Annotated in this window: 25 protein-coding genes; 15 read left to right on the top strand and 10 right to left on the bottom strand. The window is 67.1% G+C overall.

Features of this window, described 5'->3' with window-relative positions; genetic code table 11:
• The first annotated feature begins 70 nt into the window (after nucleotides 1-70).
• The 3 genes from ribH to AC3WXD_RS06970 all read left to right on the top strand — a co-directional run bounded on the left by ribH (nucleotide 71) and on the right by AC3WXD_RS06970 (nucleotide 2,406).
• Nucleotides 71-574 carry a 6,7-dimethyl-8-ribityllumazine synthase gene (ribH, locus tag AC3WXD_RS06980; protein ID WP_020204250.1) on the top strand — a complete coding sequence of 168 codons (504 nt, stop codon included), beginning with the start codon at nucleotides 71-73 and terminating at the stop codon, nucleotides 572-574.
• Entirely contained in the window at nucleotides 567-1,073 is a 507-nt protein-coding gene (gene nusB / locus AC3WXD_RS06975; RefSeq protein ID WP_020204249.1) for a transcription antitermination factor NusB, read from the top strand. The genes ribH and nusB overlap by 8 nt, the downstream gene beginning before the upstream one ends.
• A 151-nt stretch (nucleotides 1,074-1,224) precedes the next feature.
• Nucleotides 1,225-2,406, top strand: coding sequence for a pyridoxal phosphate-dependent aminotransferase (locus AC3WXD_RS06970; protein WP_020204248.1), 1,182 nt, complete (start codon nucleotides 1,225-1,227; stop codon nucleotides 2,404-2,406).
• Nucleotides 2,407-2,723: 317 nt separating this feature from the next.
• Here AC3WXD_RS06970 and AC3WXD_RS06965 read toward each other — a convergent pair whose 3' ends face one another.
• On the bottom strand, nucleotides 2,724-3,797 hold the full coding sequence (locus AC3WXD_RS06965; RefSeq protein WP_492323378.1) for a transglycosylase SLT domain-containing protein: 1,074 nt from the start codon (nucleotides 3,795-3,797) through the stop codon (nucleotides 2,724-2,726).
• Nucleotides 3,798-4,428: 631 nt separating this feature from the next.
• Between AC3WXD_RS06965 and ubiD the strand changes: the two genes are divergently transcribed.
• Both ubiD and AC3WXD_RS06955 read left to right on the top strand, forming a co-directional pair.
• Nucleotides 4,429-5,958, top strand: coding sequence for a 4-hydroxy-3-polyprenylbenzoate decarboxylase (gene ubiD, locus AC3WXD_RS06960; RefSeq protein WP_454732065.1), 1,530 nt, complete (start codon nucleotides 4,429-4,431; stop codon nucleotides 5,956-5,958).
• 116 nt (nucleotides 5,959-6,074) lie between these two features.
• On the top strand, nucleotides 6,075-8,099 hold the full coding sequence (locus tag AC3WXD_RS06955) for an acetoacetate--CoA ligase (protein WP_029043864.1): 2,025 nt from the start codon (nucleotides 6,075-6,077) through the stop codon (nucleotides 8,097-8,099).
• 121 nt (nucleotides 8,100-8,220) lie between these two features.
• Here the strand turns inward: AC3WXD_RS06955 and AC3WXD_RS06950 are convergent, their stop codons facing one another.
• On the bottom strand, nucleotides 8,221-8,874 hold the full coding sequence (locus AC3WXD_RS06950; RefSeq protein WP_020204244.1) for a glutathione S-transferase family protein: 654 nt from the start codon (nucleotides 8,872-8,874) through the stop codon (nucleotides 8,221-8,223).
• A 491-nt stretch (nucleotides 8,875-9,365) separates the two neighbouring features.
• Between AC3WXD_RS06950 and AC3WXD_RS06945 the strand changes: the two genes are divergently transcribed.
• Complete coding sequence (locus AC3WXD_RS06945) at nucleotides 9,366-10,580, top strand: polyhydroxyalkanoate depolymerase (protein WP_020204243.1); 1,215 nt, start codon at nucleotides 9,366-9,368, stop codon at nucleotides 10,578-10,580.
• 69 nt (nucleotides 10,581-10,649) lie between these two features.
• Here the strand turns inward: AC3WXD_RS06945 and AC3WXD_RS06940 are convergent, their stop codons facing one another.
• Nucleotides 10,650-11,072 carry a cupin domain-containing protein gene (locus tag AC3WXD_RS06940; protein WP_059411372.1) on the bottom strand — a complete coding sequence of 141 codons (423 nt, stop codon included), beginning with the start codon at nucleotides 11,070-11,072 and terminating at the stop codon, nucleotides 10,650-10,652.
• Nucleotides 11,073-11,420: 348 nt separating this feature from the next.
• On the opposite strand from AC3WXD_RS06940, the gene AC3WXD_RS06935 reads away from it, so the two are divergent.
• From AC3WXD_RS06935 to AC3WXD_RS06910, 6 genes are all read left to right on the top strand, one after another.
• Entirely contained in the window at nucleotides 11,421-12,386 is a 966-nt protein-coding gene (locus tag AC3WXD_RS06935) for an aldose epimerase family protein (protein WP_492323377.1), read from the top strand.
• A 172-nt stretch (nucleotides 12,387-12,558) separates the two neighbouring features.
• Nucleotides 12,559-14,127 carry a methyl-accepting chemotaxis protein gene (locus AC3WXD_RS06930; RefSeq protein WP_492323376.1) on the top strand — a complete coding sequence of 523 codons (1,569 nt, stop codon included), beginning with the start codon at nucleotides 12,559-12,561 and terminating at the stop codon, nucleotides 14,125-14,127.
• Nucleotides 14,128-14,482: 355 nt separating this feature from the next.
• Nucleotides 14,483-15,391 carry a LysR family transcriptional regulator gene (locus AC3WXD_RS06925; RefSeq protein WP_059411234.1) on the top strand — a complete coding sequence of 303 codons (909 nt, stop codon included), beginning with the start codon at nucleotides 14,483-14,485 and terminating at the stop codon, nucleotides 15,389-15,391.
• A 245-nt stretch (nucleotides 15,392-15,636) separates the two neighbouring features.
• Nucleotides 15,637-16,572 carry an N-carbamoyl-D-amino-acid hydrolase gene (locus tag AC3WXD_RS06920; RefSeq protein WP_492323375.1) on the top strand — a complete coding sequence of 312 codons (936 nt, stop codon included), beginning with the start codon at nucleotides 15,637-15,639 and terminating at the stop codon, nucleotides 16,570-16,572.
• A gap of 66 nt (nucleotides 16,573-16,638) precedes the next feature.
• Complete coding sequence (locus tag AC3WXD_RS06915; protein WP_059411232.1) at nucleotides 16,639-17,616, top strand: Bug family tripartite tricarboxylate transporter substrate binding protein; 978 nt, start codon at nucleotides 16,639-16,641, stop codon at nucleotides 17,614-17,616.
• 5 nt (nucleotides 17,617-17,621) lie between these two features.
• Nucleotides 17,622-19,109 carry an N-acyl-D-amino-acid deacylase family protein gene (locus AC3WXD_RS06910; protein ID WP_492323374.1) on the top strand — a complete coding sequence of 496 codons (1,488 nt, stop codon included), beginning with the start codon at nucleotides 17,622-17,624 and terminating at the stop codon, nucleotides 19,107-19,109.
• A 193-nt stretch (nucleotides 19,110-19,302) separates the two neighbouring features.
• Here AC3WXD_RS06910 and AC3WXD_RS06905 read toward each other — a convergent pair whose 3' ends face one another.
• The gene (locus AC3WXD_RS06905) at nucleotides 19,303-19,740 is read right to left on the bottom strand and encodes a hypothetical protein (protein ID WP_492323594.1); all 438 of its coding nucleotides are present in this window, start codon (nucleotides 19,738-19,740) and stop codon (nucleotides 19,303-19,305) included.
• Between the two features lie 303 nt (nucleotides 19,741-20,043).
• Between AC3WXD_RS06905 and AC3WXD_RS06900 the strand changes: the two genes are divergently transcribed.
• Together AC3WXD_RS06900 and AC3WXD_RS06895 are read left to right on the top strand one after the other, a co-directional pair.
• Entirely contained in the window at nucleotides 20,044-20,634 is a 591-nt protein-coding gene (locus AC3WXD_RS06900; RefSeq protein ID WP_492323373.1) for a hypothetical protein, read from the top strand.
• A gap of 427 nt (nucleotides 20,635-21,061) precedes the next feature.
• Nucleotides 21,062-21,475 (top strand): hypothetical protein, encoded by a 414-nt coding sequence (locus tag AC3WXD_RS06895; protein ID WP_492323372.1) that lies wholly within the window; start codon nucleotides 21,062-21,064, stop codon nucleotides 21,473-21,475.
• Between the two features lie 232 nt (nucleotides 21,476-21,707).
• Here AC3WXD_RS06895 and AC3WXD_RS06890 read toward each other — a convergent pair whose 3' ends face one another.
• The gene (locus AC3WXD_RS06890) at nucleotides 21,708-22,346 is read right to left on the bottom strand and encodes a hypothetical protein (protein WP_492323371.1); all 639 of its coding nucleotides are present in this window, start codon (nucleotides 22,344-22,346) and stop codon (nucleotides 21,708-21,710) included.
• Nucleotides 22,347-22,419: 73 nt separating this feature from the next.
• On the opposite strand from AC3WXD_RS06890, the gene AC3WXD_RS06885 reads away from it, so the two are divergent.
• Nucleotides 22,420-22,899, top strand: a complete 480-nt coding sequence (locus AC3WXD_RS06885; RefSeq protein WP_492323370.1) for a site-specific integrase — start codon at nucleotides 22,420-22,422, stop codon at nucleotides 22,897-22,899.
• Nucleotides 22,900-23,143: 244 nt separating this feature from the next.
• Here AC3WXD_RS06885 and AC3WXD_RS06880 read toward each other — a convergent pair whose 3' ends face one another.
• From AC3WXD_RS06880 to AC3WXD_RS06860, 5 genes are all read right to left on the bottom strand, one after another.
• Complete coding sequence (locus tag AC3WXD_RS06880) at nucleotides 23,144-23,404, bottom strand: hypothetical protein (RefSeq protein ID WP_492323369.1); 261 nt, start codon at nucleotides 23,402-23,404, stop codon at nucleotides 23,144-23,146.
• Complete coding sequence (locus AC3WXD_RS06875) at nucleotides 23,401-23,808, bottom strand: hypothetical protein (RefSeq protein ID WP_492323368.1); 408 nt, start codon at nucleotides 23,806-23,808, stop codon at nucleotides 23,401-23,403. The genes AC3WXD_RS06880 and AC3WXD_RS06875 overlap by 4 nt, the downstream gene beginning before the upstream one ends.
• Nucleotides 23,802-24,146 (bottom strand): ubiquitination-like system serine protease family protein, encoded by a 345-nt coding sequence (locus AC3WXD_RS06870; RefSeq protein ID WP_492323367.1) that lies wholly within the window; start codon nucleotides 24,144-24,146, stop codon nucleotides 23,802-23,804. Before AC3WXD_RS06870 ends, AC3WXD_RS06875 begins: the two co-directional genes overlap by 7 nt.
• The gene (locus tag AC3WXD_RS06865; protein WP_492323366.1) at nucleotides 24,143-24,406 is read right to left on the bottom strand and encodes a hypothetical protein; all 264 of its coding nucleotides are present in this window, start codon (nucleotides 24,404-24,406) and stop codon (nucleotides 24,143-24,145) included. The genes AC3WXD_RS06870 and AC3WXD_RS06865 overlap by 4 nt, the downstream gene beginning before the upstream one ends.
• A gap of 1 nt (nucleotide 24,407) precedes the next feature.
• On the bottom strand, nucleotides 24,408-24,734 hold a 327-nt coding region (locus tag AC3WXD_RS06860), incomplete at its 5' end, for a hypothetical protein (protein WP_492323365.1).

The following is a 24,734-nucleotide window of genomic DNA, read 5'->3' as shown; positions in this document are numbered from 1 at the left end:
GAACACCGCATACCGGCGGCCGCGCCTTTCCCGATCGCGCCGGCCGCGAACCGAACCCAGGAGAATACAGATGGATCACGGTTTCTACCCCAGCAACCTCGAAGGCGAAGGCCTGCGTATCGGCATCGTGCAGGCCCGCTTCAACGAGCCGGTCTGCGACGAGCTGCGCGAAGCCTGCGTCGCCGAGCTGGAAAAGCTGGGCATCGAAGGCGAAGACACCCTCGTGGTGACGGTGCCCGGCGCGCTGGAAGTGCCGCTGGCGCTGCAGAAGATGGCCGAAAGCGGCCAGTTCGACGCGCTGATCGCGCTCGGCGCCGTGGTGCGCGGCGAGACCTACCACTTCGAGCTGGTTTCGAACGAATCGGGCGCCGGCATCACCCGCGTGGGCCTGGACTTCAACGTGCCCATCGCCAACGGCATCCTGACCGTCGACACCGACGCCCAGGCGCATGCCCGCACCCGCGAGAAGGGCCGCGACTGCGCCCGCGCCGCGGTGGAAATGGCCAACCTGGTCGCGGCGCTGGATTCGCTGCGCAGCCAGGAAGAGGACGAAGACGAGGACGACGATGAGTGACGCGCCCGAGAGCAGCAACCCGGCCGGCAAACCCGCGGCCCCGGCAGGCAAGTCCGAGCCCAAGGCGGCGCCCAAGAGCGCGCGCCGCCGCTCGCGCGAGCTCGCGCTGCAGGGTCTGTACCAGTGGCTGCTGAACCGCAACGACACCGGCGCCATCCAGGCCCACCTGCATGACGCGCAGGGCTTCAATAAGGCCGACCGCGAGCATTTCGACGCGCTGCTCAACGGCGCGATCCGCGAGGAAAGCACGCTGACCGGCGTGTTCGCGCCGTTCCTGGACCGCCCGGTGGACGAGCTGTCGCCGGTCGAGCGCGCCGCGCTGCTGATCGGCAGCTACGAGCTGGTGCACTGCATCGACATCCCGTACAAGGTCGTCATCAACGAAGCCGTGGAACTGACCAAGACCTTCGGCGGCGTGGAAGGCTACAAATACGTCAACGGCGTGCTGGACAAGCTGGCCGCCCAGGTGCGCGCGCCCGAACTGGCCGCGCGACGCTGAGCCCGGCAGCCGGCGCCGCCCGCGCGGCGCCCCTGCCACGACGACACCCGCTCCAGGCGGGTGTTTTCACTTTCGCCGGCGGCCCCGATCGACCAACGGGCCGGCCAGGCTTCATTCCCCCAGGCTTCATCCCCTTACTCCGCTACCCGCCATGAACCCGCAGCGCCTCGCCACCGCCTCCCGCCTCGCCCACATCGACGCCTTCCACGTGATGGAACTGGCCAAGCAGGCCGCCGAACTGGAGCGGGCCGGGCGCCACATCATCCACATGGGCATCGGCGAGCCCGACTTCACCGCGGCCGAGCCGGTGGTCAGGGCGGCGGAGGCGGCCATGCGCCGCGGCGTCACCCAGTACACCGGCGCGCTCGGCATCATGCCGCTGCGCGAGGCCATCGCCGCCCACTACAAGAGCGCCTACGGGATCGACGTGCCGGCGCGCCGCGTGATCGTCACCGCCGGCGCCTCGGGCGCGCTGCTGCTGGCCTGCGCGGTGCTGGTGGAGATCGGCGCCGAGGTGCTGATGCCGGACCCCAGCTATCCGTGCAACCGCCATTTCGTGGCGGCCTTCGACGGCCGCGCGAAGATGATCCCGAGCGGCCCGGCCGAGCGCTTCCAGCTCACCGCCGAGCAGGTCGAGGCCAACTGGCACGCGCACACCCGCGGCGTGCTGCTGGCGTCGCCCTCGAACCCGACCGGCACCTCGATCCTGCCGGACGAGCTCGCGCGCATCCTCGCCGCCGTGCGCGCGCGCCGCGGCTTCGCCATCGTCGACGAGATCTACCAGGGCCTGTCGTACGACGCGCCGCCGGTGTCGGCGCTGAGCCTGGACGACGACGTGGTCACGGTCAACAGCTTCTCCAAGTACTTCAACATGACGGGATGGCGCCTGGGCTGGCTGGTGGTGCCCGACGCGCTGGTGGACGCGTTCGAGAAGGTTGCGCAGAACCTGTTCATCTGCGCCTCGGCGGTGGCCCAGCATGCCGCGCTGGCCTGCTTCACGCCCGAGGCGCTGGCCATCTACGACGAGCGCAAGGCGGAATTCCGCCGCCGCCGCGACGCCATCGTGCCGGCGCTGGAGTCGCTCGGCCTGCACGTGCCGGTCAAGCCGGACGGCGCCTTCTACGTGTATGCCGACTGCCGCGGCGTCAACCATCGCGCCGCCGGCGATTCCGACAGCCTGACCCAGGCCATGCTGCACGAGGCCGGCGTGGTCATGGTGCCGGGCCAGGACTTCGGCCCGTACACGGCCAGCGATTACATCCGCATCTCCTACGCGACCTCAATGGCGAACATCGAAGAAGCGATGGCGCGGCTGCGGAAGTTCTTCGCCTGAGCCCGGCAGCGCGGCAAGCAGAAAGCACCCGCGCCCCCAGGAAGCCGCTCTGGAGCGCCTGGGGCAGCGCCTGATCCTCGCGCGGAAGCTGCGGGAAATCACACAGCAGCAACTAGGCCGGCCTCTCGGACCAGCCTCTCGGGCAAGACGGATCGGCAATACAAGAAAAGCCCCGCGAAGGCAGCTTCGCGGGGCTTTTTTGACTTCTCGACCCTCCTGGGGCTTTCAACGCCTTTTGCTGACGGCCAGCCCCTCGGGGGTACTTTTCCCTGTTGCGCGGCAAGCCGCGCGGCCCGCGGCCTCGGGCACTCGGACGATCAGGCGCTCTTCGGCACGTTGCCGGCCGCTTCCAGCTTGTCGCCGTTGCCCTGGTGATGCACGGCCTGGGCCTGCGACTTGGCATTGGCGTCGGCCTCCGCCTCGGGCTTGGCCGCGACCGGCTCCGGTGCGCTGTGCACGCCCGGAAGCTGGCGCAGGCGGGCCCGCTCGGCCAGCACCTTGGCGCCGTAGCCGCCGTCGGTGTTGCTGGACGCGCCCACGTAGAACTTCAGGCCGCCTTCGAGCGAGCCGGCGCGGGCGATGCAGTCCTTGAGCACCAGCGCGCCGATCTTGATGTTGGCATACGGGTTGAGCGCGGCTGCCACGCCGCCCACGGCCTCGTACTTGTCCTGGTGGACCTTGGTCATGACCTGCATCAGGCCCTGCGCGCCGACGCCGCTCTCGGCGTACGGGTTGAAGCTGGACTCGATGGCGATCACGCCCAGGATCAGCAGCGGATCGATGCCGACCTCGCGCCCGGTCAGGTACGCGGCCTTCACCAGTTGCGCGGTGGCCTGCGCCGCCACGCGGTACTTGCGGGCAATGTAGTCCGCCACCACGGCCTGCTCGCGCGCGCTGCCGAGCGTGGTCGGGTTGCGGGCGTCGAGCGCCACGCGCTGCGCCGGAATCTGCGCGGCCAGGTGGGCCACGGAGGGCACCTTGCCGGCCGGCTGGTTCCAGTCGTCGGTGCCGGATACCGTCGGCAGGCCCGGCGCCTTGGCCAGCACCGGAGCCGGTGCCAGGCCGAGCTTGGCCGCGGCCACGTCGGCCGAGGCACCGGGCACCGCGGCTTCCATGAGCACCGCCGGCGCTTCGTCCCCGGCCAGCGCGCCGGCCAGGGCCGTGCGCCATTCCTGGCTGACCGCCAGCGAGACCGCCGCGACCACCGACACCACCCCGAGACTGTTCAGGGCATATTTCACTGTGGCGCGGCCGCCCCGGAAGGCGCGACCCGCCACCCGGTGTGCGAGACGGACTTGCAATGCCCGACTCACCCCGGGAACCGGTTGTCTGAAGCGGACCTGCAATGCCCGTCCGACACCGGGAAGATGAAGGGTTTTCCAACCACTCATACTTACCTCCATCCGCCGTTCGCATCGTGCCGCGCCGAAACGCCTCACGCCGATGACCGCGTACTCAAGTAAGGATGCTGCACTGCCTAGCAAAGGCTGCCAGCACCTGTTGGTGGGCGCTCCCCATGCGCCCAACGAGAAACAGGGTAGGCTCTTGGGGGAGCCTGCCCTGCCGCGAACTACTCAATGCACCCGGCCAGCGCCGGGACAATCGATCGGGACCCGCCCTTGCTCAGGCGAATCCGCTTAGTGATCAGAGATGGATGTTTTTTTGCCAGCCCCTTGACAGGGAGGAAAAAAATGTGCTGCGACGCAACACTCCAACGAGCAGAACCGGATTGTAGGAACGCTTTTATACATCGTCAAGAATAACGATGCCAAAAGTCATAGCTTGTAGTTATATGTAACAATGTCCTTTACGCCGCTTCCGCCTCCCCCGAATTCGGCGAAAGTCAGTACTGGTAAAGCATCGGAGCAGTCTCCCCCAGCGCCGGCGCGGGAAAAAAATTTACAATTTGATGATGTAAATCAGGGCGATTTTTTTTCGCCACGCCATGCGGATGTGCACGAAGATCCGCATTCATTGCCGGCGCGGGCATTTTGCCGCGTCCAGGCACCAACAGAATTCACTATGAAATACAACGACTTGCGCGATTTCATCGGCCAGCTTGAAGGCCTCGGCGAACTGAAGCGGATCGGCGTGCCGGTGTCGCCCAACCTCGAAATGACCGAGATCTGCGACAGGCTGTTGCGGGCGGAAGGACCCGCCGTCGTGTTCGAAAGACCGAGCGATCCGCAGCGTCCTGGACAGACTTATAGCGTGCCCGTGCTGGCCAATCTGTTCGGCACGACACGCAGGGTTGCGCTGGGCATGGGCGCCGAAAGCCTGGCCGACCTGCGCGACATCGGCCGCGTGCTGTCCGCGCTCAAGGAGCCCGAGCCGCCGCGCGGCCTGCGCGAAGCGGGCAAGCTGTTCACGCTGGCCAAGTCGGTGTGGGACATGGCGCCCAAGCGCGTGAACAGCCCCGCCTGCCAGGAAGTGGTGTGGGAAGGCAACGACGTCGATCTCGCGCGCCTGCCGATCCAGACCTGCTGGCCGGAGGACGCCGCGCCGCTGATCACCTGGGGGCTGGTGGTCACCAAGGGCCCGCACAAGAAGCGCCAGAACCTGGGCATCTACCGCCAGCAGGTCATCAGCCGCAACCAGGTCATCATGCGCTGGCTCGCGCATCGCGGCGGCGCGCTGGATTTCCGCGAGCACGCGCTGGCCAGCCCGGGCAAGCCGTTCCCGATCGCCGTGGCGCTGGGCGCCGACCCGGCCACCATCCTCGGCGCCGTGACGCCGGTGCCGGACACGCTGTCCGAATACCAGTTCGCCGGCCTGCTGCGCGGCAGCCGCACCGCGCTGGCCGGCTGCCTCACGCCCACGCTGTCCGAGCTGAGCGTGCCGGCCTCGGCCGAGATCGTGCTCGAAGGCCATATCCAGCCCGACCCCGGCCACCCGAGCGGCTACCAGCACGCGCTGGAAGGCCCCTACGGCGACCACACCGGCTATTACAACGAGCAGGACTGGTTCCCGGTCTTCACCATCGACCGCATCACCATGCGGCGCGACCCGATCTACCACTCCACCTATACCGGCAAGCCGCCCGACGAGCCGGCCATCCTCGGCGTGGCGCTCAACGAGGTGTTCGTGCCGCTGCTGCAGAAGCAGTTCCCCGAGATCACCGACTTCTACCTGCCGCCCGAGGGCTGCAGCTACCGCATGGCGGTGGTGCGCATGAAGAAGCAGTACGCCGGCCACGCCAAGCGCGTGATGTTCGGCGTGTGGAGCTTCCTGCGGCAGTTCATGTACACCAAGTTCATCGTGGTGGTGGACGACGACGTCGACGTGCGCGACTGGAAGGAAGTGATCTGGGCCATCACCACGCGCGTGGACCCGTCGCGCGATACCGTGCTGGTGGACAACACGCCCATCGACTACCTGGACTTCGCCTCGCCGGTCTCGGGCCTGGGCTCCAAGATGGGCATCGACGCCACCGACAAGTGGCCCGGCGAGACCACGCGCGAATGGGGCCGCCCGATCCGTATGGACGACGCCGTGAAGGCGCGCGTCGACGGCTTGTGGGACTCGCTGTTCGCGCAGCGCGCCAGCGCCTAGGCCGCGCCATGTAATAAGATCACGCCAAGCCGCACGCGGCGGCCACGCTGCCGCGCGGCAACACGAAAACCAGGCCATCCGCACGTCCGCGCCAGACGGAACCGAGGAGGAGACACATGACCACCCTTGAGGAAGGGAAACTGATGTGGACGCCGTCGCCGGCGTTCCGCGACGGCAGCCGCATCGCCGATTTCATGCGCTGGCTGGCGCGCGAGCGCGGCCTCGCCTTCGACGGCTACGGCGCCCTGTGGCAATGGTCGGTAACCGACCTGGAAGCCTTCTGGGACGCCATCCGCGCGTATTTCGACCTGCGCTTCGACACCGAACCGGCGCGTGTGCTGGCCGATCCCGCCATGCCCGGCGCGCGCTGGTTCGAAGGCGCCAGCCTGAACTATGTGCAGCAGGTGTTCCGCCACGCCGGCAGCGGCGCCGCGCGCCAGCGCGCGGCCATCCGCTTCGCCGGCGAGGCGGTCGGCGTGAGCGAGCTGAGCTGGGACGCGCTCGAAGCGCAGGTCGCCTCGCTGGCCCACGCGCTGCGGCAGATGGGCGTGGCGCGCGGCGACCGCGTGGCCGGCTACCTGCCCAACATCCCGGCCACCGTGGTGGCTTTCCTCGCCACCGCCAGCCTCGGCGCGATCTGGTCGGGCTGCGCGCCGGACATGGGCCAGGTCGCGGTGATCGACCGCTTCCGCCAGATCGAGCCCAAGGTGCTGGTCGCCGTGGACGGCTACCAGTACGGCGGCAGGCACCACGACCGCACGCCGGTGCTGGCCGACCTCGCCGCCGCCCTGCCCTCGCTGACCGACGTGGTGCTGGTGCCGTCCGGCCACGCGGACGCTGCCGCCCCGCCCCTGCCGCCGGGCGTGCGCCGCCACGCGTGGCGGGACGTGCTGGCGCACCGCGCGGCGCTGGCCATCGAGCCGGTGCCGTTCGACCACCCGCTGTGGATCGTCTATTCCTCGGGAACCACCGGCATGCCCAAGCCCATCGTGCACGGCCACGGCGGCATCGTCGTCGAGCAGGTCAAGCTCATGGCCTTCCACAACGACCTGGGCCCGGACGACGTGTTCCACTGGTACAGCAGCAGCGGCTGGATCATGTGGAACGCGCAGGTGGCCGGGCTGCTGCTCGGCACCACCATCGCGCTCTACGACGGCAACCCGGCCTACCCGGATGCCGGCGTGCTGTGGCGCTTCGTGGAGGCCGCCGGCATCACCGCCTTCGGCGCGGGCGCGGCCTTCTTCACCGCCTGCATGAAGGCCGGCATCGAGCCCGCGCGCGTGGCGGACCTGTCGCGCCTGCGCGCGCTCGGCTCGACCGGCTCGCCGCTGCCGGCCGAAGCCTACGACTGGATCTACCGCCACGTGCGCGCCGACATCTGGCTCGCGCCGATGAGCGGCGGCACCGATTTCGCCGGCTCCTTCGTGGCCGGCTGCCCGATCCTGCCGGTCTACTCCGGCGAGATGCAATGCCGCTGCCTCGGCGCGCGCGTGGAAGCGTTCGACGACGCGGGCCGCGCGCTGACCGGCGCGGTCGGCGAGCTGGTCTGCACCGCGCCGATGCCGTCGATGCCGCTGTTCCTGTGGGGCGACGCCGACGGCAGGCGCTACCGCGACAGCTATTTCGACACCTACCCCGGCGTGTGGCGCCACGGCGACTGGATCAAGATCACCGCGCACGGCGGCGCCATCATCTACGGCCGCTCGGACGCCACCATCAACCGCCACGGCATCCGCATGGGCACCAGCGAGCTGTACCGCGTGGTGGAAGACCTGCCGGAAGTGCTAGACAGCATGGTGGTGGACCTCGAATACCTGGGCCGCGAGTCCTACATGCCGCTGTTCGTGGTGCTGCGCGAAGGGCTGGCGCTGGACGAGCCGCTGCGCGAGGCCATGCGCGCGCGCATCCGCGCCGCGCTGTCGTCGCGCCACGTGCCGAACGAGATCCTGCAGGTGCCGGGCGTGCCGCGCACGCTGTCGGGCAAGAAGATGGAAGTGCCGGTCAAGAAGCTGCTGCTGGGCCACGCGCCGGACCAGATCGCCAACCGCGACGCCATGATGAACCCGGACACGCTCGACTGGTATTTCGCCTACGCCGTGGGCTTCCTGGCCGCGCGCGCCGGCGCATCCGCGGCGGCCTGACGGGGAGCGCGCCGAACGCCGCGCGCAGGAAGCGCGAAGGGGACCGGCTGCGGCAGCGCCCGCCGCGCCCGGTCCCATGCATTTTCGCTTCGTCTTCGCTCCTGGGCGCGCCGCGGCGCGCTCAGAATTCCACTTCGAGCTCGCTGATCTCGTCCGGCTCCTTGCGCGCCTCGGCGATCCATTCCTGCAGCTCGGGCATGGCGAGGATCTGCTTGCAGTACGCCACCGGCTGCGGGTCGAGCTCCACGCCGTAGGTCAGGAAGCGCGTCACCACCGGCGCGTACATCGCGTCGGCCATGCTGCGCTGGCCGAACAGGAACGGGCCGCCGTAGCGGGTCAGGCATTCGCTCCAGATCTGCACGATGCGGTCGATGTCCGCCTGCGCGCGCGACCACACCTTGAAGCCGGGGAAATGCCCCTTCAGGTTCATCGGCAGCGCCGCGCGCAGGGCGGCGAAGCCGGAGTGCATCTCGCCGCAGATGGCGCGGCAATGCGCGCGCGCGGCGCGGTCGTCGGGCAGCAGGCCGGCCTTGGGGCTGATCTCGTTGAGATACTCGCCGATGGCGAGCGTGTCCCACACCGTCACGCCCTGGTGGAACAGGCGCGGCACGAGGATCGACGGCGACAGCAGCAGGATCTCCGCGCGCGCCGCGGCGTCGTCGGGCGGCACCAGCACTTCCTCGAAGTCGAGTCCCGCAAAACGCGCCAGCAGCCACCCGCGCAGGGACCACGACGAATAAGTCTTGCTGCTGATGGTCAGTGTCGTCTTCGCCATCACGTCTCCTTGCCATCTCGATGAGTCGTTGGAACGGCGGGCCGGCGACGCGCTCGCGGCGCGAACGATGCCCGGCATGCCGCCGCTGCTTCTTTCGCTGCTTCTTTCGCTGCGTTCCCCGCCGCTCGCATCATTCCCGCCGCGGGTTTTCCCGCTGTCATGTCGTGCTATGTGCCGCCTGCCGCGGCTCCTACCATGATGTTGTACTACATGGCGGGCGTGGCATCGCGGCCGGCGCGGCACGGGAAAACGCGCCGCGGACAAGCGGCAGATGGTCCGCACCGGCGCGGTGCGGCTTGCGGCACCAGCATGAAGCCGCGCCGGCGCGGCAGCCCTTCGTGCCACTTGCCGCACGCGGCGCTGGCGCCGCATTCGAACCAGAACCGGTCGCCCGTCTCCCCACGATGGCAGGCCCGCAAGCCTCATGCCAACAGAACGCCGTGGCACACATATTGCGGCGTATGAAGCCAACGCATAAAAGGGGGGCGGCCATGCTGTATCAGGTGTACCAGACTTATGCGGACCTCATGCAGCCAGCCTGCAGCGTGGCCGACATGATGGCGGTGGCAATGGCCGCCAACCCGCGCCTGGCCGCATGCGAGCCCATGCGCGCCACGCGCGCCGCGTGCGAGGTGCTGGCGCTGAGCCGGCTCACCCATCACCGCCCGGCCTTCGGCATCGACAGCATCACCGTCGACGGCACGCCGATGCAGGTGACGGAAGAAGTGGCGGCGCGCACGCCGTTCTGCACGCTGCTGCGCTTTCGCAAGCACGGCGCCGGCCAGCAGCCGCGCGTGCTGCTGGTCGCGCCGATGTCGGGCCACTTCGCCACGCTGCTGCGCGGCACCGTGCAGACCATGCTGCGCGACCACGACGTGTACATCACCGACTGGCACAACCCGCGCGACATCTCCCTCATGCACGGCCGCTTCGGCTTCGACGAATTCGTCCAGCACCTGATCGACTTCCTGCACGTGCTCGGCGGCGGCACGCACCTGATGGCGGTGTGCCAGCCCACCGTGGCCGCGCTCGCCGCCGTCGCGCTGATGGCGGAGGACGACGACCCGGCCCAGCCGCCCAGCCTGATCCTGATGGCCGGCCCGATCGACGCGCGCATCAACCCGACCAAGGTCAACGAGCTCGCCACCAGCCAGTCCATCGAGTGGTTCGAGCGCACGCTCACCAGCCACGTGCCGCTGCGCTTCGCCGGCGCCATGCGGCACGTCTATCCGGGCTTCGTGCAACTGACCGCCTTCATGAGCATGAACAGCGAGCGCCACCAGCAGGCCTTCCGCGACCTCTACGACCTGCGCGCCAACGGCGAGCACCAGCGCGCCGACGCCATCCAGACCTTCTACGAGGAATACTTCGCCACGATGGACCTCAGCGCCGAGTTCTACCTGGAGACGGTCAGCATGGTGTTCCAGCGCTTCCTGCTGGCGCAGGGCCTGCTCGACGTGGCCGGGCGCCGCGTGGACGCGCGCGCGATCCGGCGCACCGCGCTGCTCACGGTGGAAGGCGAGCGCGACGACATCTGCGCGATCGGCCAGACCATGGCCGCGCAGGACCTGTGCGCAAGCCTGCGCCCCTACATGCGCATGCATCACGTGCAGACCGGCGTCGGCCACTACGGCGTGTTCAACGGCAAGCGCTGGGACGCGCAGGTCTATCCGATCGTGCGCAACACCGTGCACATGACTTCGTAGGCGGGACCGCGCGGCGGTGGCCCCGGGATTTTTCTCCGGGGCTGCCGCGGCGGCCAGGCAATCGGGCGGTCAGGCCGCGTTGCGGTCGGTCGGCCACGGCGTCACCGCCGGCACCGCGCACGGCCCCTCGACCTCGACCGTGGCGAAGTCGGCCGGCCCGACGATCTCCAGGTATTCCATGTCGGGCGAATAGTCGAACAGGTAGTGCGTGATGCCAGGGCGCTGGTGCACGCAGTCGCCGGCGGCGACCAGCGTCTCCTTGTCCTCGTACATGAAACGCGCCCAGCCCTTGAGCATCAGCACCACGTGGAACTCGGCCTCGTGCCGGTGCCAGCCGGTGCCCTGCTCGGGCGGCTGGTTGGCCTTGACCAGCTGCGCCAGCACCTTGCCGCCGGTGGCCTCGGCCACGCCCAGGTCGCGGTAGAGGAAGAAGTCGCGCAGGCCCTGGTCGACGAACGCCGTGTCGTGCGGGCGCACGTGGGAAAACTGCATGGGGGGAAGATCCGCGGCGGGCGCGCCGGCGGGTTCGCTGCTGGACTTGCTGTTGGACTCGGCCATGACAAGCTCCTTTCGCTGGTGGGGAAATGCGCTGCGATGCAACGCAACATCCGCGCCAGCGGACCACGGCGCGCAAGGCGCGCCGCCACGCGGACAAATGTGAAGCGCCCGGCGCCGCCGGCGCGCCGCGCGCCGTGGCACACCCAACGCATGCACCCGCGCTGGGCGCCCGGCGCGCACGCCGCCCGCGCCGCGGCACCGGCGCGGTGCTGCGGTTATGATTGCCGTGCATCGCCGCTTCCGCCCCCGCCCGCCTCACCGTTGCCCGAGACCCCGCGCCACATGCAAGCCCCCGCCACCTCTTCCCCCGCTCCCTCCTTCACGCAGTTCCAGGGCCAGGACCTGGTCCGCGTCGGCGGCCACGACAACTATCTGCTGCTGGCCCCGCGGGCCGGCGCGCGCCTGGTGCGCTGGGTGCATCGCGGCGAAGACATCCTGCATTGGCCCGACCCGGCCGACTGGTCCCAGCCGGCGCGCGTGCGCGGCGGCAATCCGCTGCTGTTCCCCTTCATCGCCCGGCATTTCGTCGACGGCGCACCGGGCGCCTGGCGCGACGCGAACGGCGCGGTGCGCGCCCTGCCCAGCCACGGCTTCGCGCGCGACCTGCCATTCGCGCTCACGCAGTACGACGCCGGCAGCCACATCGCGATGACGCTGCGCGCCAGCGACGCCACGCGCGCGGGCTACCCGTTCGAATTCGCGTTCGAAGCCGGCTACCGCCTGCTCAAGGACGGACTCGAAGCCACGCTGCGCACGCGCAATACCGGCACGCAGCCGCTGCCGTACTACGCCGGCCACCATTTCTATTTCGCGCTCGCGCATGAAGCGCGCGGCGCGGCCGTGCTGGAGATGCCCGACGCCGACCTGATGCGCCAGCAAGCCGACGGCGCGCTGGACGCCCTCGGCGCTGGCGCGGCGTCCTACTCGCTCGACGATGCGCGCCTGCAGGACACTTTCCACGTGCTGCGTGAATCGCACGCCGCGCCGCGCGCCTGCATCCTCGCCATGCCGCCCAGCGCGGCGGCCCCGCGTGGCCGCCGGCTGGCGATCGAACTGGACACGCCGGACGCGCCCGCAGCCGTGCCGTGGTTCGCCGTCACCACCTGGTCCGAGCACGCCGACGCCGACTTCTATTGCGTGGAACCGTGGCTCGGCCTGCCCAATGCCATCCACCACGGCACCGGGCTGCGCTGGCTCGCGCCGGGACAGGAAGAGACCGCCGTGTGCCGCCTGCGCATCCTGGCGTGACATCCGGCCGCCCGCGCGCCTGCAACCACCTGCCCGAAGCCGCTTCAGTTTTCCTCCTCCACAGCCGTAGACCGAAATAGCGCCCCCCGCAATCAGAGGCGTTTTCCGTGCCGCGGTCCTTGTGCCGCGCGGCAGCGGACACAAGAACGCTGTATCCAAGGAGAGGAAGACAATGTTGAAGCAACTGTCCATCCGGGGCTATCTCAGCCTCATGGTCGCCCTGTTCGGCTTTGCCCTGATGGTCGGGGCCACGGCGGGACTGCTGTCCATGCACGCCGGCAACGAATCGCTCAAGCAGATGTACACCGTCGACACGCCCGCCGTGGCCGACCTCGAAGGCAGCGCCGGCCAGTTGCTGCGCCTGCGCCTGGCACTGGCGACCTACGCCTCGCTCACCGAGCTGAACAACCAGGAAGGCGCCAGCGCCGTGCTCGCGCGGTCCGGCCAGTACCTGAAGGCGGCCGACGAGCGCCAGGCGCACTACCTCGCCTCGGCCGGCAGCGGCGAGGAAGAGCAGCGCCTGATCAAGGACATGCAGGAAAAGCGCGCGAAGTTCCTCGCCGAAGGCGTGGAACCGGCGCTGGCCGCGCTCAAGGGCGGCGACCGGCAGGCCTTCCTGCAACTGCAGGCCCACAAGCTGCCGCCGCTCTACGGCGCCTTCGAGAAATCCATGCTGGCGCTGGAAAAGCTCCAGCTCGACCGCGGCGCGCAACGCTATGAACAGGCGCAGAGCCGCTTCAAGGCCGTCAGCATCGCGGTCGCCGCCGGCCTCGCCGTCTCGCTGCTGCTGGCGTGGGCCGGGCGCGCGGCGCTGATGCGCGCCATCGTCGATCCGGTCAACGCCGCCATCGCGCAGTTCCAGCGCATCGCCGCCGGCGACCTGACCGGGCGCGTGGCCGTCACCAGCGACAACGAAATGGGCAAGCTCGGCGCGGCGCTGCAGAAGATGCAGGCATCGCTGATCGACACGGTCGGCACCGTGCGCAGCGGCAGCGAGTCGATCAACGTCGGCGTGCGCGAGATCTCCGCGGGCAACACCGACCTGTCCCAGCGCACCGAGGAACAGGCCGCGTCGCTCGAACAGACCGCCGCCAGCATGGAAGAGCTCACCTCCACCGTGAAGCAGACCGCCGAGAACGCCCGCCAGGCCAGCCAGCTCGCGCACGGCGCCTCCGGGCTGGCCGCGCAGGGCGGCGAACTCACGCAGCAGGTGGTCGGCACCATGCAGGACATCGTGACGCACTCGCGCCAGATCGGCGACATCGTCGGCGTGATCGAAAGCATCGCCTTCCAGACCAACATCCTCGCCCTCAACGCCGCGGTCGAAGCCGCCCGCGCCGGCGAGCAGGGCCGCGGCTTCGCGGTGGTCGCCGGCGAAGTCCGCTCGCTGGCGCAGCGCAGCGCCGGCGCGGCCAAGGAAATCAAGGGCCTGATCGGCGCCTCCACCACGCGCGTGGAAGCCGGCGCGCAACTGGTCGAGCGCTCCGGCTCGACCATGACCGAGATCGTCGGCGCCATCACCCGCGTCAGCGACATCATGAACGAGATCGCCGCCGCCTCCGCCGAGCAGAGCAGCGGCATCGACCAGGTCAACATCGCCGTGGCGCAGATGGACGAAGTGACGCAGCAGAACGCCGCGCTGGTCGAACAGGCCGCCGCCGCGGCAGGCTCGCTGGAAGAGCAGGCGCACAGGCTGTCGGCGGCGGTGGCGGTGTTCCGCGTTGGCGGCGGGCGCGCCTGAAGGTTATCCGGCGCGCATGCGAAGTTGATGGTCACGCCGCCCACGCGGGCGGCCGCCATGTTGTCGGGGCCGGTCATGATTTCGGGGCGGGCGTTCAGGAGAACGATGTCCTCCAGGCGCGCGCCGGCGGCGTCCGCGCTCGGTCGTGGCGGCGCTGTCGGGTGAGGGCGGCGCGGCCGGGCAGGCCGGCCGGTTGCCGGTATGATGCTCGTCGGCATGGCGCATGCCGGTCCAGCATGGACGTGGCTGACCGGGTCGAGAACAATGTCCAGACAAAGCCCGACATGGCGATGAACGTGATTTTCACTCAGGCGGTTTTCCCCGCTGGCTTGCTCCCGGCGGCGGGTGCCAGGCGATGAACCTGCGGCAGATCGAGGTCTTTCGCGCGGTGATGAGCACCGGGTCCGTCAGCGACGCATCGCGGCTGCTGCATGTCTCGGTGCCGGCGGTCAGCCGCATGCTGTCGTACACCGAGAGCCGGCTCGGCTTTCCGCTCTTTGAACGGGTCAAGGGCCGCCTGCATCCCACCGCGGAAGCGCGGCGGCTCTACCATGAGGTGCAGCTCGTCTACCGGGGCGTGGAACGCATCGGCGATCTCGTCCATGAACTGGCCGAGCGCCGGCACGGCCTGATCAGCATCGGCTCCAGCCCGAGTGTCGGGCAGATGCTGGTGCCCCAGGCCATCGCCGAGTTCCACATCGGCAATCCGGAAGTTCGCATCCATTTCCATTGCATGACCCACGCCCGGCTCAAGGAGCAATTGCTGGGCCGGCAGATCGACCTGGGCATTTCCACATTGCCGATGGAGCATCCCAGTTTGCGCACCTCGCCCCTGGCGGCGAGCCGGCTGGTATGCATCTGCCCGCCCTCGCACCCGCTGGCGGCGCGCTCGTCGGTGAGTGTCGCCGACCTTCTGCCCTATCCGTTGATCGCGTATCCGCACGACACCCCTTTCGGCCAGCGGATCGACAACCTGTACGCGGAGATAGGCGAGACCCCGCGCATCGAGATCGAAGCCGGCTTGCCCCATACGGCCTGCGCGCTGGTGCATGCGGGTGCCGGCATCGCGCTGGTGGACGAGTTCCTGCTGCGCGGTTGGCCCGGCGCGCGCTTCCGCATCCTGCCGGTGGAACAGGCGGCGCCCATCGTCGCGGATCTGGTGTACCCGCACGCCGAATCGCTGTCGCCAGTTGCCGAAGCGCTCATCCGGGTGATACGTGGGGTCATGACGCTGCACGGCCTGTCGCTCCCCGACCCCGGCTAAGGCACTCGCCCGGGCGCATTGCCCTGCCCTGTACCCCGTCGTCACGGAATGGTGCAAGCCGCACCGGCGCCGTGCGCCGCCCGCATGCGGCACCAACACGAAGCAATGCCTTAAACCGCGATTAAGGCTGACGCACAAACCGTCATTCGACGCGCCCGTTCCGCGTTCGGATAATGGTTTGCATGCCGGCGGCCCCGCAAGAAGGCCCGTCCCGGCAACCCTCTCCCACTCTCCTTGAAGCCGACATGGACACCAAGCGTTCCCTTGGCCTGGCCGTTGCACAGATGGGCCCCGTCCACCTGGCCGACACCCGCGCCGCCGTGGTCCGCCGACTCGTGGAAATGCTGCGCGACGCCCGCGGCCGCGGCGCGACGTTCGTCGTGTTTCCGGAACTGGCATTGACCACCTTCTTCCCCCGCTACTGGATGGAGGAGGCCGAAGCGCAAGAACGTTTCTTCGAGCGCAGCATGCCCGGCCCGGCGACGCAGCCACTCTTCGACGAGGCCAGGAAGCTCGGCATGGGCTTCTACCTTGGCTATGCGGAACTGACCCCCGACCAGCGCGCCTTCAACACGTCGATTCTTGTCGCGCCGGACGGCGCCATCGTCGGCAAGTACCGGAAGATCCATCTGCCAGGCCATAGCGACCTCAAGCCCGAGGCGCCGTTCCAGCATCTGGAAAAGAAGTACTTCGACGTGGGCGACCTGGGCTTTCGCGTGTTCGACACGCAGGGCACCCGGTTCGGCATGTGCATCTGCAACGATCGCCGCTGGCCGGAAACCTATCGCGTGATGGCGCTGCAGAGCGCCGAAGTGGTGGTGCTGGGCTACAACACGCCCTCGCGGAACATCCACTGGAACGAACCGGCGCACCTGCGGACCTCCACCCACCTGATCTCGCTGCAAGCCAATGCCTACCAGAACGGCATCTGGGTGGCGGCGGCGGCCAAATGCGGCAGCGAGGACGGGCACCACATGATCGGCAACTCGGTCATCGTTGCGCCCACCGGCGAGATCGTGGCGCGCGCACTGACCGAAGACGACGAAGTGATCAGCGTGCAGGCGGACATGACGCTGGGCGAGCACTTCCGTCGGCACGTATTCAACTTCGCGAAGCACCGCCGGCCAGAACACTATCGCCTGATCACCGAGCGCACCGGTGCCGGCGAACCGCTGCCCTGATTCGAAAGAACGACGATTTTTCCCCACCGTTGCCCCGCACATCCACCTTTTCCGCAAGGATGCCGAATGCCCTCCTTTCGCCTTTCGACGCGCTTGTCCGTCGTCGCCATGAGCCTGCTGCTGTCCACGCCCCTGCTGGCGGCCTGGCCCGAAAAACCCCTGACCTTTGTGATCCCCTCCGCCGCGGGCGGCTCGCCGGACGTGCTGTCCCGCATCGTCACCAATGAGATGACCAAGACCCTGGGCGTGCCGGTGGTGATCGAGAACCGCCCGGGCGCCGCCGGCAACATCGGCATCCTGCAGATCAAGAACAAGGCTGCCGACGGCTATACCGTCGGTTACGGCAACGTCAACACGCTCGCGGTGAATCGGTCGTTGTTCAAGAAGCTGCCCTACGATGTGGATCGCGATCTGGTGCCGGTCGTCCACGCGTTCGATCTCTACAACGTGCTGATTGTCCGCAAGGACGCCCCCTTCCAGAGCGCGGCGGCGCTGATCGAGGCAGCGCGCAAGGCGCCGGGCACCCTGTCGTTCGGCGCGCCGGGCATCGGCACCACCGGCCACCTCGGCGGCGAACTCTTCAAGCGAATGGCGAAAATCGACGTGCTGTTCGTGCCGTACAACGGCGGCCCCGCCGCACTGCAGGACTTGCTGGGCGGACGCATCGACTATCTCTTCGCCAATACCTCGGAAGTCGGCCCGCAGATCGCCGCCGGCAAGGTGCGGGCGCTGGGGGTCAGCAGCCCCAGGCGGCTGCCGATCCTGCCCGATGTGCCGACGCTGGACGAAGCCGGGCTGAAGGGCTACCAGACCGTGGCGTGGGGTGGCATCGTCGCGCCACGCGGCACGCCCGCGGACATTGTCAGCAAGATAAATCAGGCGGCAAACGCCGCGCTGAAAACGGATTCGGTGCGCGACGGCCTGAACAAGCTGGGCGCGGTTCCCGCCGGCGGCAGTTCCGCCGATTTCCAGCACGTCATCGACGAGGAAACCAGGCGCTGGGGGCAGCTGATCGAACAGGCACACATCGAGAAACTGGACTGATGGACATGCCGCAATCCCTCACGGCTTCGACACGACTGCTGCTGCGCGCGGGCATGCTGATCGACGGCAGCGGCTCCCCGCCACGCGCGGCCGACCTCCTGATCGAAGGCGAGCGCATCGCTGCGATTGGCGCGCCCGGCACGCTGCATGCCGACGCGCCGGTGCTGGACATCGCCGGCATGGCGGTCGCCCCGGGCTTCATCGACTCGCACACGCACGACGACGGCTATCTGATCGCGCATCCGGACATGGTCCCCAAGGTATCGCAGGGGATTACCACCGTGGTCACGGGAAATTGCGGCATCAGCCTGGCGCCCTCTCCGGCAAGGCCACGGCTGCCGCAGCCGCTGGACCTGCTTGGACCGCGAGAGCTGTTCCGTTTCCCGAAATTCGCGGACTGGCTCGCCGCCCTGCGCGCGCAGCCCGCGGCCGTGAACGTGATACCGCTGGTGGGCCATACCACGCTGCGCGTGGCGGTGATGGACGATCTCGACCGGCCCGCCTTGCCGCAGGAACGCGCGCAAATGCGCGAACTGTTGTCCGAAGCACTGGACGCAGGCGCTTTCGGCCTCTCGACCGGCACGTTCTATCCGCCCGCCACGCACGCGTCGACGCAGGAAATCATCGACGTCGGCGCCCCGCTGCGCAAGCGCGGCGGCATCTATGCCACGCACCTGCGCGACGAGGCCGACCACATCGATGCCGCGATTGAAGAAGCCCTGGCGATCGGCCAGTCGCTTGGCAGCCGCGTCGTGTTCTCCCACCACAAGCTGGCCGGCGAACGCAATCACGGGCGCTCGGCGGCAACGCTTGCCCGCATCGGCCAGGCCGCGGCGCTCCAGCCGGTATGCCTGGACTGCCACCCGTATCCCGCCACCTCCACGATGCTGCGGCTCGATCGCGTGCGCCTGGCCCGGCGCACGATGATCACATGGTCGGACGGCTACCCCGGCGCGCAGGGCCGCGACTTCGATGACCTCCAGCGCGAGCTGGGCCTCGACGACCAGCAGATGCTGGCGCGCCTTGCTCCGGCCGGCGCGATCTATTTCCTGATGAGCGAAGAAGACGTCGACCGCATCCTGGCCGATCCGCGATGCATGGTGGGATCCGATGGCCTGCCCTTCGACAAGCACCCGCATCCACGCCAATGGGGCACCTTCACGCGGGTACTGGCCAGCCAGGTGCGCGAACGCGGCCTGCTGCCGCTGGAGACGGCGGTTCACAAGATGACCGGGCTGGCGGCACGGTACTACCGCCTGTCGGATCGCGGCTTGCTGCGCCCCGGCATGTACGCCGACCTCGTCGTATTCGATCCGCAGACAGTGACCGACCGCGCGACCTTCGACGCGCCCGTGCAGGCCAGCGAAGGCATCGTCGGCGTGTGGGTGAACGGGAAATGCGTATGGAACGGGGAATGCGCGACCGGCGAACTGCCGGGACAGATCCTGGTGGCGTCAACTGACGCCGACCGGGAGGACAGCGCGCGAACCTGAGCGGCGACCATTTCCGCCGTATCTTCGCTGTGTCTGCTGTATCTGTTTATGGCCTGGTCATCTTTTCCGGCTGGATCGTGGAAACTGCCGATCCGCGAACTGGCCGGCCCGGGCGCTGCTCACCACGCCAGGCGGCGCATGGCGCGCCCAGGCGGCGTGACGTGCCTTGGTCCGGCGCGCCCGGATACCCGCGTCAGCAGCGGCCCTTCTTCGCCTGCCCGGGCGGGCAGAACGATTCGTTGCCGTACTGATCCACGCGGCAATTCCCCTTCTTCGCCTGTCCGGGAGGGCAACCGCCGTTGCCCTGACCACCGCCGTGGTCGTCATACGGCGCCACCACGCAGCCGCTGAGCAGGGCACCGCAGGCAACGAACAAGGCAAGAAGGGATTTCATGATGGTGTCTATTCTCGAAGGTGTGCTTGATGCGGAGAATACCGGCCCGAGCGCGCGCCGACTGTAAGGAATCGTGACGCCGAGGCAGGGGATATTCGCATCCGGATCAGGCCATTGCCGAGGCGGACAAGCCGACCGGCGCAAGACGCCGATGGCATCAAGGTACATGACGCCGGGCCCGACGCCGGCACCATCGGCTCTCGGGCCAACGGCGCAGGTCGCGCCGATGCTTCCCATGCGCGAGTTATGCTAGAATCCGCGCCTGTCATGCCTTAGCGGGCGTCGTATAATGGCCATTACCTTAGCTTCCCAAGCTCGTAAGGTCTTCAGTATTTTAGCGGGCTAGACGACAATTTCTGCTCCGCAATTCACGCAACACTACCGCCCCGCGTCGGTTTTCCTGCCGTGACCACCCATGTTATTGCGGAGCAGGAGTTCGGTTTCTAACCGTACGTATCCGCTCCGTTTTCAGCAGTAGCTAGTTCCGTACGCATCCCGCTCAACAGTCGGGGAACCTTCAAAGGTTCTGCAACTCTCCGCATGACTGCCACCGAATTTTTCGAAATTGTCGGGATTGTGACTGCTGCCCTAGGAGGAGCCTCGGTCATCGTCGTAGGCCTTTCTGCCTTCCTTGGAAAGGTATGGGCGGATCGCATGATGGCCAACGCCCAAGCGAGCCACGCGCGCGGGCTGACCCAACTGAATGACGAGCTCCGGCGCAAAACTGACAACGCTCTGGCAGAGGTGAAGACAGCGCTAGACATAGGCAAGGACAAGCATCTGCGTCACTACGATGACCGGCTCACAGCCTACCGACAAATCATCGATCTTGTCGCTACCGTTCTAGCAGCTTTCGACAAATCCATATATTTCAACGAAGGTGAGCCCCTCCGCCCCTTACTCGAGCTTAATCGGGAACGGATTCGGATATTTGGCTATCTAGGATTGGTCGCTCCGCAACCTGTCATCGATCGGTTCACCGACCTCGAGACCTTCCTCTTTGAGGTCGCGGAGCACCAGCGCGAGTACGAATGGGAAGGTGCCAGGACACTCGCCATTGCTCTGCTAAATGATATGCGGCGCGACCTGGAGATCGGTGAGGGCACCATTTCGTATAACGGGGACCGGTAGCGCTATCTGCCGAATCAGATTTGGGTTCCGCCGAACAGATACACTTCACGCATCTGAAACCTACTGCGTCACCCAGCGTCCGTGGAAAGATGTGGGAGAATGGCGATTCCAACGACATCTGACCTCGCCCATATTGTGGGAGCCGTTCCTTCACGATGACTTGTTACATTGTGTCCTTCGAAGTGAGCAAGGACGAAACCCGAACCAAAGTCAGAGATGTGCTTAAGACTTTTAGCGGGTACTGTCCCATCAATCGTACTTGCTGGGCCATTCTTTCCGACAAGAAGGCCAGCGAAGTCCGTGACACCGTGACTGAGGTTCTCGAAACGGGGGATCGGGTTTTCGTTATCCGATCGGGTACCGAAGCCGCTTGGAGGAACTCCTACGGCGAAAAAAACAGCGCTTGGCTAAAAAAGAACCTGTAGCCATGCAAAACAATACCCCAAAAGACACCAAGGACGAGGTCCGCGTGCGGCGCGGTCGCGTCGAATCAGTCGATCTCTACGAAATCAAAGATAGCGAATTGGAAGAGCTGGAGCGCGGGTCCCCTGCGAACTTGCAGTTCAACATCGCAGTTGCTCTTCTTTCGGTCGCGTTTAGTTTTCTTGCTTGTCTCGCGACGTCGACGTTCGATAAGCAGTACTACGCGACGCTGTACACCGTTTTCATGGTCGTCGGCTTCATTGTTGGTGCGGTCTTGCTGCTCCTCTGGTCTCGCAACCGACAATCTGTTTCGGCACTTTGCAGAAGAATTCGAAGTCGTATTCCCGTGGAGTCTGAGGCAGCAGCAGCCGTTGTAAGCCCTAGCAGCATTCCAGGAGAAGACGCCCCAAAGGGATAACTGGATGGCATCTCGCTCAACAAGCGAGATGCCACTTCTTGGAGCTGCGCCACCGCTCCAACATCAACGCCTTCTGGCAGTCTGTGTAGTAAATCCGCCTGCAACACCTCCACTGCTCACGCAGCGTCTAGTGTGTTGCGTCGACCGGTTGAAAACGCAACCTTAAGCGGACGGTTTTATCTAACTCCGCGGACAGATGGATAGGCCGGATTGCTAGCTTAATAAAAGTAATTCAGCCACAGACCCAAGTGCCATCCGGATTCTGCATCGCACCGCCGTAGGCACCGCCACAGACCCAAGTGCCATCCGGATTCTGCATCGTGCCGCCGTAGGCACCGCCACAGACCCAAGTGCCATCCGGATTCTGCATCGCGCCGGTGTAGTCCCCGCCAACGACCCAGGTGCCGTCCGGATTCTGCAACGCGCCAGTGTAGGTGCCGCCGACGACCCAAGTGCCATTCGGATTCCTCATCGCGCCGGTGTATGCGCCTCCGGCGGCCCAAGTGCCATTTGGATTCTGCATCGCGCCGGTGTAGGCACCGCCGCAGATCCAGGTGCCATTCGGATTCCGCATCGCGCCGGTGTAGGCGCCGCCGACGATCCACGTGCCGTTCGGGTTCTGCATCGCGCCGGTGTAGGCACCGCCGCAGACCCACGTGCCATTCGGGTTCTGCATCGCACCGGTATATGCGCCTCCGACGACCCAAGTGCCATCCGGATTCTGCATCGCACCGGTATAGGCGCCGCCACAAACCCAGGTGCCATCCGGATTCTGCATCGCGCCGGTATAGGCGCTACCGACGACCCACCAGCCATTCGGGTTCTGCTTTGCGCCCTTATAGCCGCGAAAGTTCCGCTTGTCTTCCTGCATTTTCCCTTTCCTCATCTCCGAAACGAAACCGAGCATTTGTACTGCGCTACTAGGCAACTGCCCTCGACATTACATGCGTTTTTGCCTCGGGGCCATGGGATCCGATTCAGTTGCCATTAGCTCGGCCGGATACAGCCTCAAGAAGCTGCGAGCGACCTCCGTATCGCGGCACGTCAACCAACTCCCCCACTCTTCCCGAGGCACGATCACCACACTGCGTTTCTCCTTGCCCGGCGCGTGCATGCGTCGCATAAGTGAATGGTTGCCTGTGTCATCGATTTATCTGCTTGTGAACGACAAGGGCTTGAAGATGACGAAGGCGACCCTACGCAGTCGGATCGGCATCGCGAAACGCAAGGCGAAGAAGGCTCACCCGGATCAGGCAGCCAGCATAAATGCGTTTTGGCTTAGGGACCTTCGCGCCAAGGCTGCCGACGACACCTCTGACGCGAAGGGCGACAGCGCTGCAGCGGACCTGCTCGGCCATACCGACGTTCCGACGACCAAGCGGCATTACCTGCGACGCGGCAAGCGTGTGGAGCCAACGCGCTAGATTGCGGAGCGGCGCCGGGATTGCGAAGCGGATTCAGCCCTACCAATCGTGCTACAATCCGCTCCCAGTAAGCCTTAGCGGGCGTCGTATAATGGCCATTACCTTAGCTTCCCAAGCTCTCAAGGTTTCCAGCATTGGCGCGGCTTTCCGGTGAATTTATGTTCCGCAATTTCGTAGCCAGGACCGTCTGAAGACCCGCATCAGCCCTAGACCGCTATCCATTTTGCGGAACGGATTTTCAGCCCTACTGGCACGCCGCCACCGCCGCCTCCAGCATGATCTCGTACGCCGCGCGCTGGCCGACCTCCACCAGCGCCGCTCGGCCCTTCTCGTACACGTCGGCAGCGGGATCGACCTGATCCAGCGCCCAAGCGGGCCGCGGCACCGGCTCTACCTTGCAGGGCACGGCTACCGGCACCTCGACCGTCTTCGTCTGCGTGATCGCCTGCGGCGGCGCGCTCGCGCAGCCGGCCAGCAGCATGCCCAGCACCAGGATGCTCTTCATCGCTCTGCCCTCCGCCCCTTGATCGTCTCGGTCAGCAGCTCATCGAGCGAGTTGCACAGGTCGGCCGGCTTCGACGGCCGCCGGCGCGCCAGGTCGGAGGACTTCTTCTCCTCCTCGGTGGCCCGGGCCTGCGCCTCGGCCAGCGCGGCCGCGGCACTGGCGGCGCGCTCGTCCGCTGCTTGCTTCAGCACCGCGACGGCCTTGTTGGCCGTGTCCACGTCGTCGGCGCAGCGCTCGTTCGCGTCCTGCGCCCGGCCGGCCCGCTGGTTGGCTGCTTCCAGCGCCTGGCCGGCAGCGGCCGCGCGCGGGGCGAAGTAGAGCCAGTTGGCCAGCACGAGCGCCAGGACGGCGCCCAGCAGCGCCGAGACGCCGGCAGTGCGCCATGGAATCGTCGGCATCAGCATCCCCAGCCCTCCGGAAACTCGGCCAGCGGCACTGTCTGCCCGGCCAGCGCGTGCGTGCAGTCGCCCAGAAACTGGATGCGGCCGTCGGTCACGAACGAGTGGCAGGCCTTCTTGACGTCCTTGGTGGTGTCGTCGAACTCGTCCGGGTTGTCGCTCGGCATGCTCCACGTCACCAGCACGCTCGGCGTGAAGGTCGGGCGCTCGGCATCGCCGTTCCAGCTCCACCGCGGGCCCGGGCCGGTGCCGATCTGGATCTGGTGGGCATCCCGGCAACCCGGGCACCAGAAGGACAGGCGGCCGGGGTCCGGCTGCCGCAGGACTTTCGATAGTGCGCTCATGCCGGCCTCCCCTTGAACAAGTGCCGCAGCTCCAGCCGCCAGAACGCCCACAGCACGCCCAGTGCGACCGCTACGTTCGACGCCACTTCGGGCTGGCTGTGGCAGTAGCCCGGCATGACCATGTTTCCGAACGCCGACAGGTTCAGCAGGAACAGCACCAAGGCACCCCCGGTGCGGTTCGGCACCTTGTGCGTCAGGACGGCCCAGAGCGAGCCCACGAAGATGATGGCGTTCGCCACCAGATTGATTGAGGTCAGCATGTCAGCTCCCGGCAATCCTGCGGCGCGCGGCGTTGAACCACTCCGGGATCTGCTGCATCCCGTTGTTGACGATGGCCAGCCCAAAGACCGCTGCAGCCGCCACCGCCAGCATGTGGGTGTAGCTGCCGGCCACCAGGCCGAACCGCTCCACCGCTGCGCCGCCAACAAGGCAGCCGATGCCCATACTCCCCAGAAAGGAGATGCACCGCTGCCACCAGTTCCCCGGAATGAACTTCAGCGCGATAGCCGAGCCCAGTGCCGCGGCCCCGCTGATCTTCGCAATCACCCAAACTTCATCGCTTGCCATGTCAGACCCCGTTGTCGATCC

It is taken from the genome of Cupriavidus sp. FW216-B1, assembly GCF_058789195.1.
The sequence above is the reverse complement of the archived record's forward strand: the minus strand, read 5'-3'. Positions and strand labels throughout refer to the sequence as shown.

Bases quoted from the DNA above. Each gene is read 5' to 3' on its own strand.
- AC3WXD_RS06940 (WP_059411372.1), bottom strand. From the start codon at position 11,072: ATGCAGTTTTCCCACGTGCGCCCGCACGACACGGCGTTCGTCGACCAG.
- AC3WXD_RS06930 (WP_492323376.1), top strand. From the start codon at position 12,559: ATGTTGAAGCAACTGTCCATCCGGGGCTATCTCAGCCTCATGGTCGCC.
- AC3WXD_RS06970 (WP_020204248.1), top strand. From the start codon at position 1,225: ATGAACCCGCAGCGCCTCGCCACCGCCTCCCGCCTCGCCCACATCGAC.
- AC3WXD_RS06915 (WP_059411232.1), top strand. From the start codon at position 16,639: ATGCCCTCCTTTCGCCTTTCGACGCGCTTGTCCGTCGTCGCCATGAGC.
- AC3WXD_RS06945 (WP_020204243.1), top strand. From the start codon at position 9,366: ATGCTGTATCAGGTGTACCAGACTTATGCGGACCTCATGCAGCCAGCC.
- AC3WXD_RS06890 (WP_492323371.1), bottom strand. From the start codon at position 22,346: ATGCAGGAAGACAAGCGGAACTTTCGCGGCTATAAGGGCGCAAAGCAG.
- AC3WXD_RS06955 (WP_029043864.1), top strand. From the start codon at position 6,075: ATGACCACCCTTGAGGAAGGGAAACTGATGTGGACGCCGTCGCCGGCG.
- AC3WXD_RS06865 (WP_492323366.1), bottom strand. From the start codon at position 24,406: ATGCTGACCTCAATCAATCTGGTGGCGAACGCCATCATCTTCGTGGGC.
- AC3WXD_RS06875 (WP_492323368.1), bottom strand. From the start codon at position 23,808: ATGCTGATGCCGACGATTCCATGGCGCACTGCCGGCGTCTCGGCGCTG.
- ubiD (WP_454732065.1), top strand. From the start codon at position 4,429: ATGAAATACAACGACTTGCGCGATTTCATCGGCCAGCTTGAAGGCCTC.
- AC3WXD_RS06965 (WP_492323378.1), bottom strand. From the start codon at position 3,797: ATGAGTGGTTGGAAAACCCTTCATCTTCCCGGTGTCGGACGGGCATTG.
- AC3WXD_RS06910 (WP_492323374.1), top strand. From the start codon at position 17,622: ATGCCGCAATCCCTCACGGCTTCGACACGACTGCTGCTGCGCGCGGGC.
- AC3WXD_RS06895 (WP_492323372.1), top strand. From the start codon at position 21,062: ATGCAAAACAATACCCCAAAAGACACCAAGGACGAGGTCCGCGTGCGG.
- AC3WXD_RS06935 (WP_492323377.1), top strand. From the start codon at position 11,421: ATGCAAGCCCCCGCCACCTCTTCCCCCGCTCCCTCCTTCACGCAGTTC.
- ribH (WP_020204250.1), top strand. From the start codon at position 71: ATGGATCACGGTTTCTACCCCAGCAACCTCGAAGGCGAAGGCCTGCGT.
- AC3WXD_RS06905 (WP_492323594.1), bottom strand. From the start codon at position 19,740: ATGGGAAGCATCGGCGCGACCTGCGCCGTTGGCCCGAGAGCCGATGGT.
- AC3WXD_RS06920 (WP_492323375.1), top strand. From the start codon at position 15,637: ATGGACACCAAGCGTTCCCTTGGCCTGGCCGTTGCACAGATGGGCCCC.
- nusB (WP_020204249.1), top strand. From the start codon at position 567: ATGAGTGACGCGCCCGAGAGCAGCAACCCGGCCGGCAAACCCGCGGCC.
- AC3WXD_RS06950 (WP_020204244.1), bottom strand. From the start codon at position 8,874: ATGGCGAAGACGACACTGACCATCAGCAGCAAGACTTATTCGTCGTGG.
- AC3WXD_RS06900 (WP_492323373.1), top strand. From the start codon at position 20,044: ATGACTGCCACCGAATTTTTCGAAATTGTCGGGATTGTGACTGCTGCC.
- AC3WXD_RS06870 (WP_492323367.1), bottom strand. From the start codon at position 24,146: ATGAGCGCACTATCGAAAGTCCTGCGGCAGCCGGACCCCGGCCGCCTG.
- AC3WXD_RS06880 (WP_492323369.1), bottom strand. From the start codon at position 23,404: ATGAAGAGCATCCTGGTGCTGGGCATGCTGCTGGCCGGCTGCGCGAGC.
- AC3WXD_RS06885 (WP_492323370.1), top strand. From the start codon at position 22,420: ATGCGTTTTTGCCTCGGGGCCATGGGATCCGATTCAGTTGCCATTAGC.
- AC3WXD_RS06925 (WP_059411234.1), top strand. From the start codon at position 14,483: ATGAACCTGCGGCAGATCGAGGTCTTTCGCGCGGTGATGAGCACCGGG.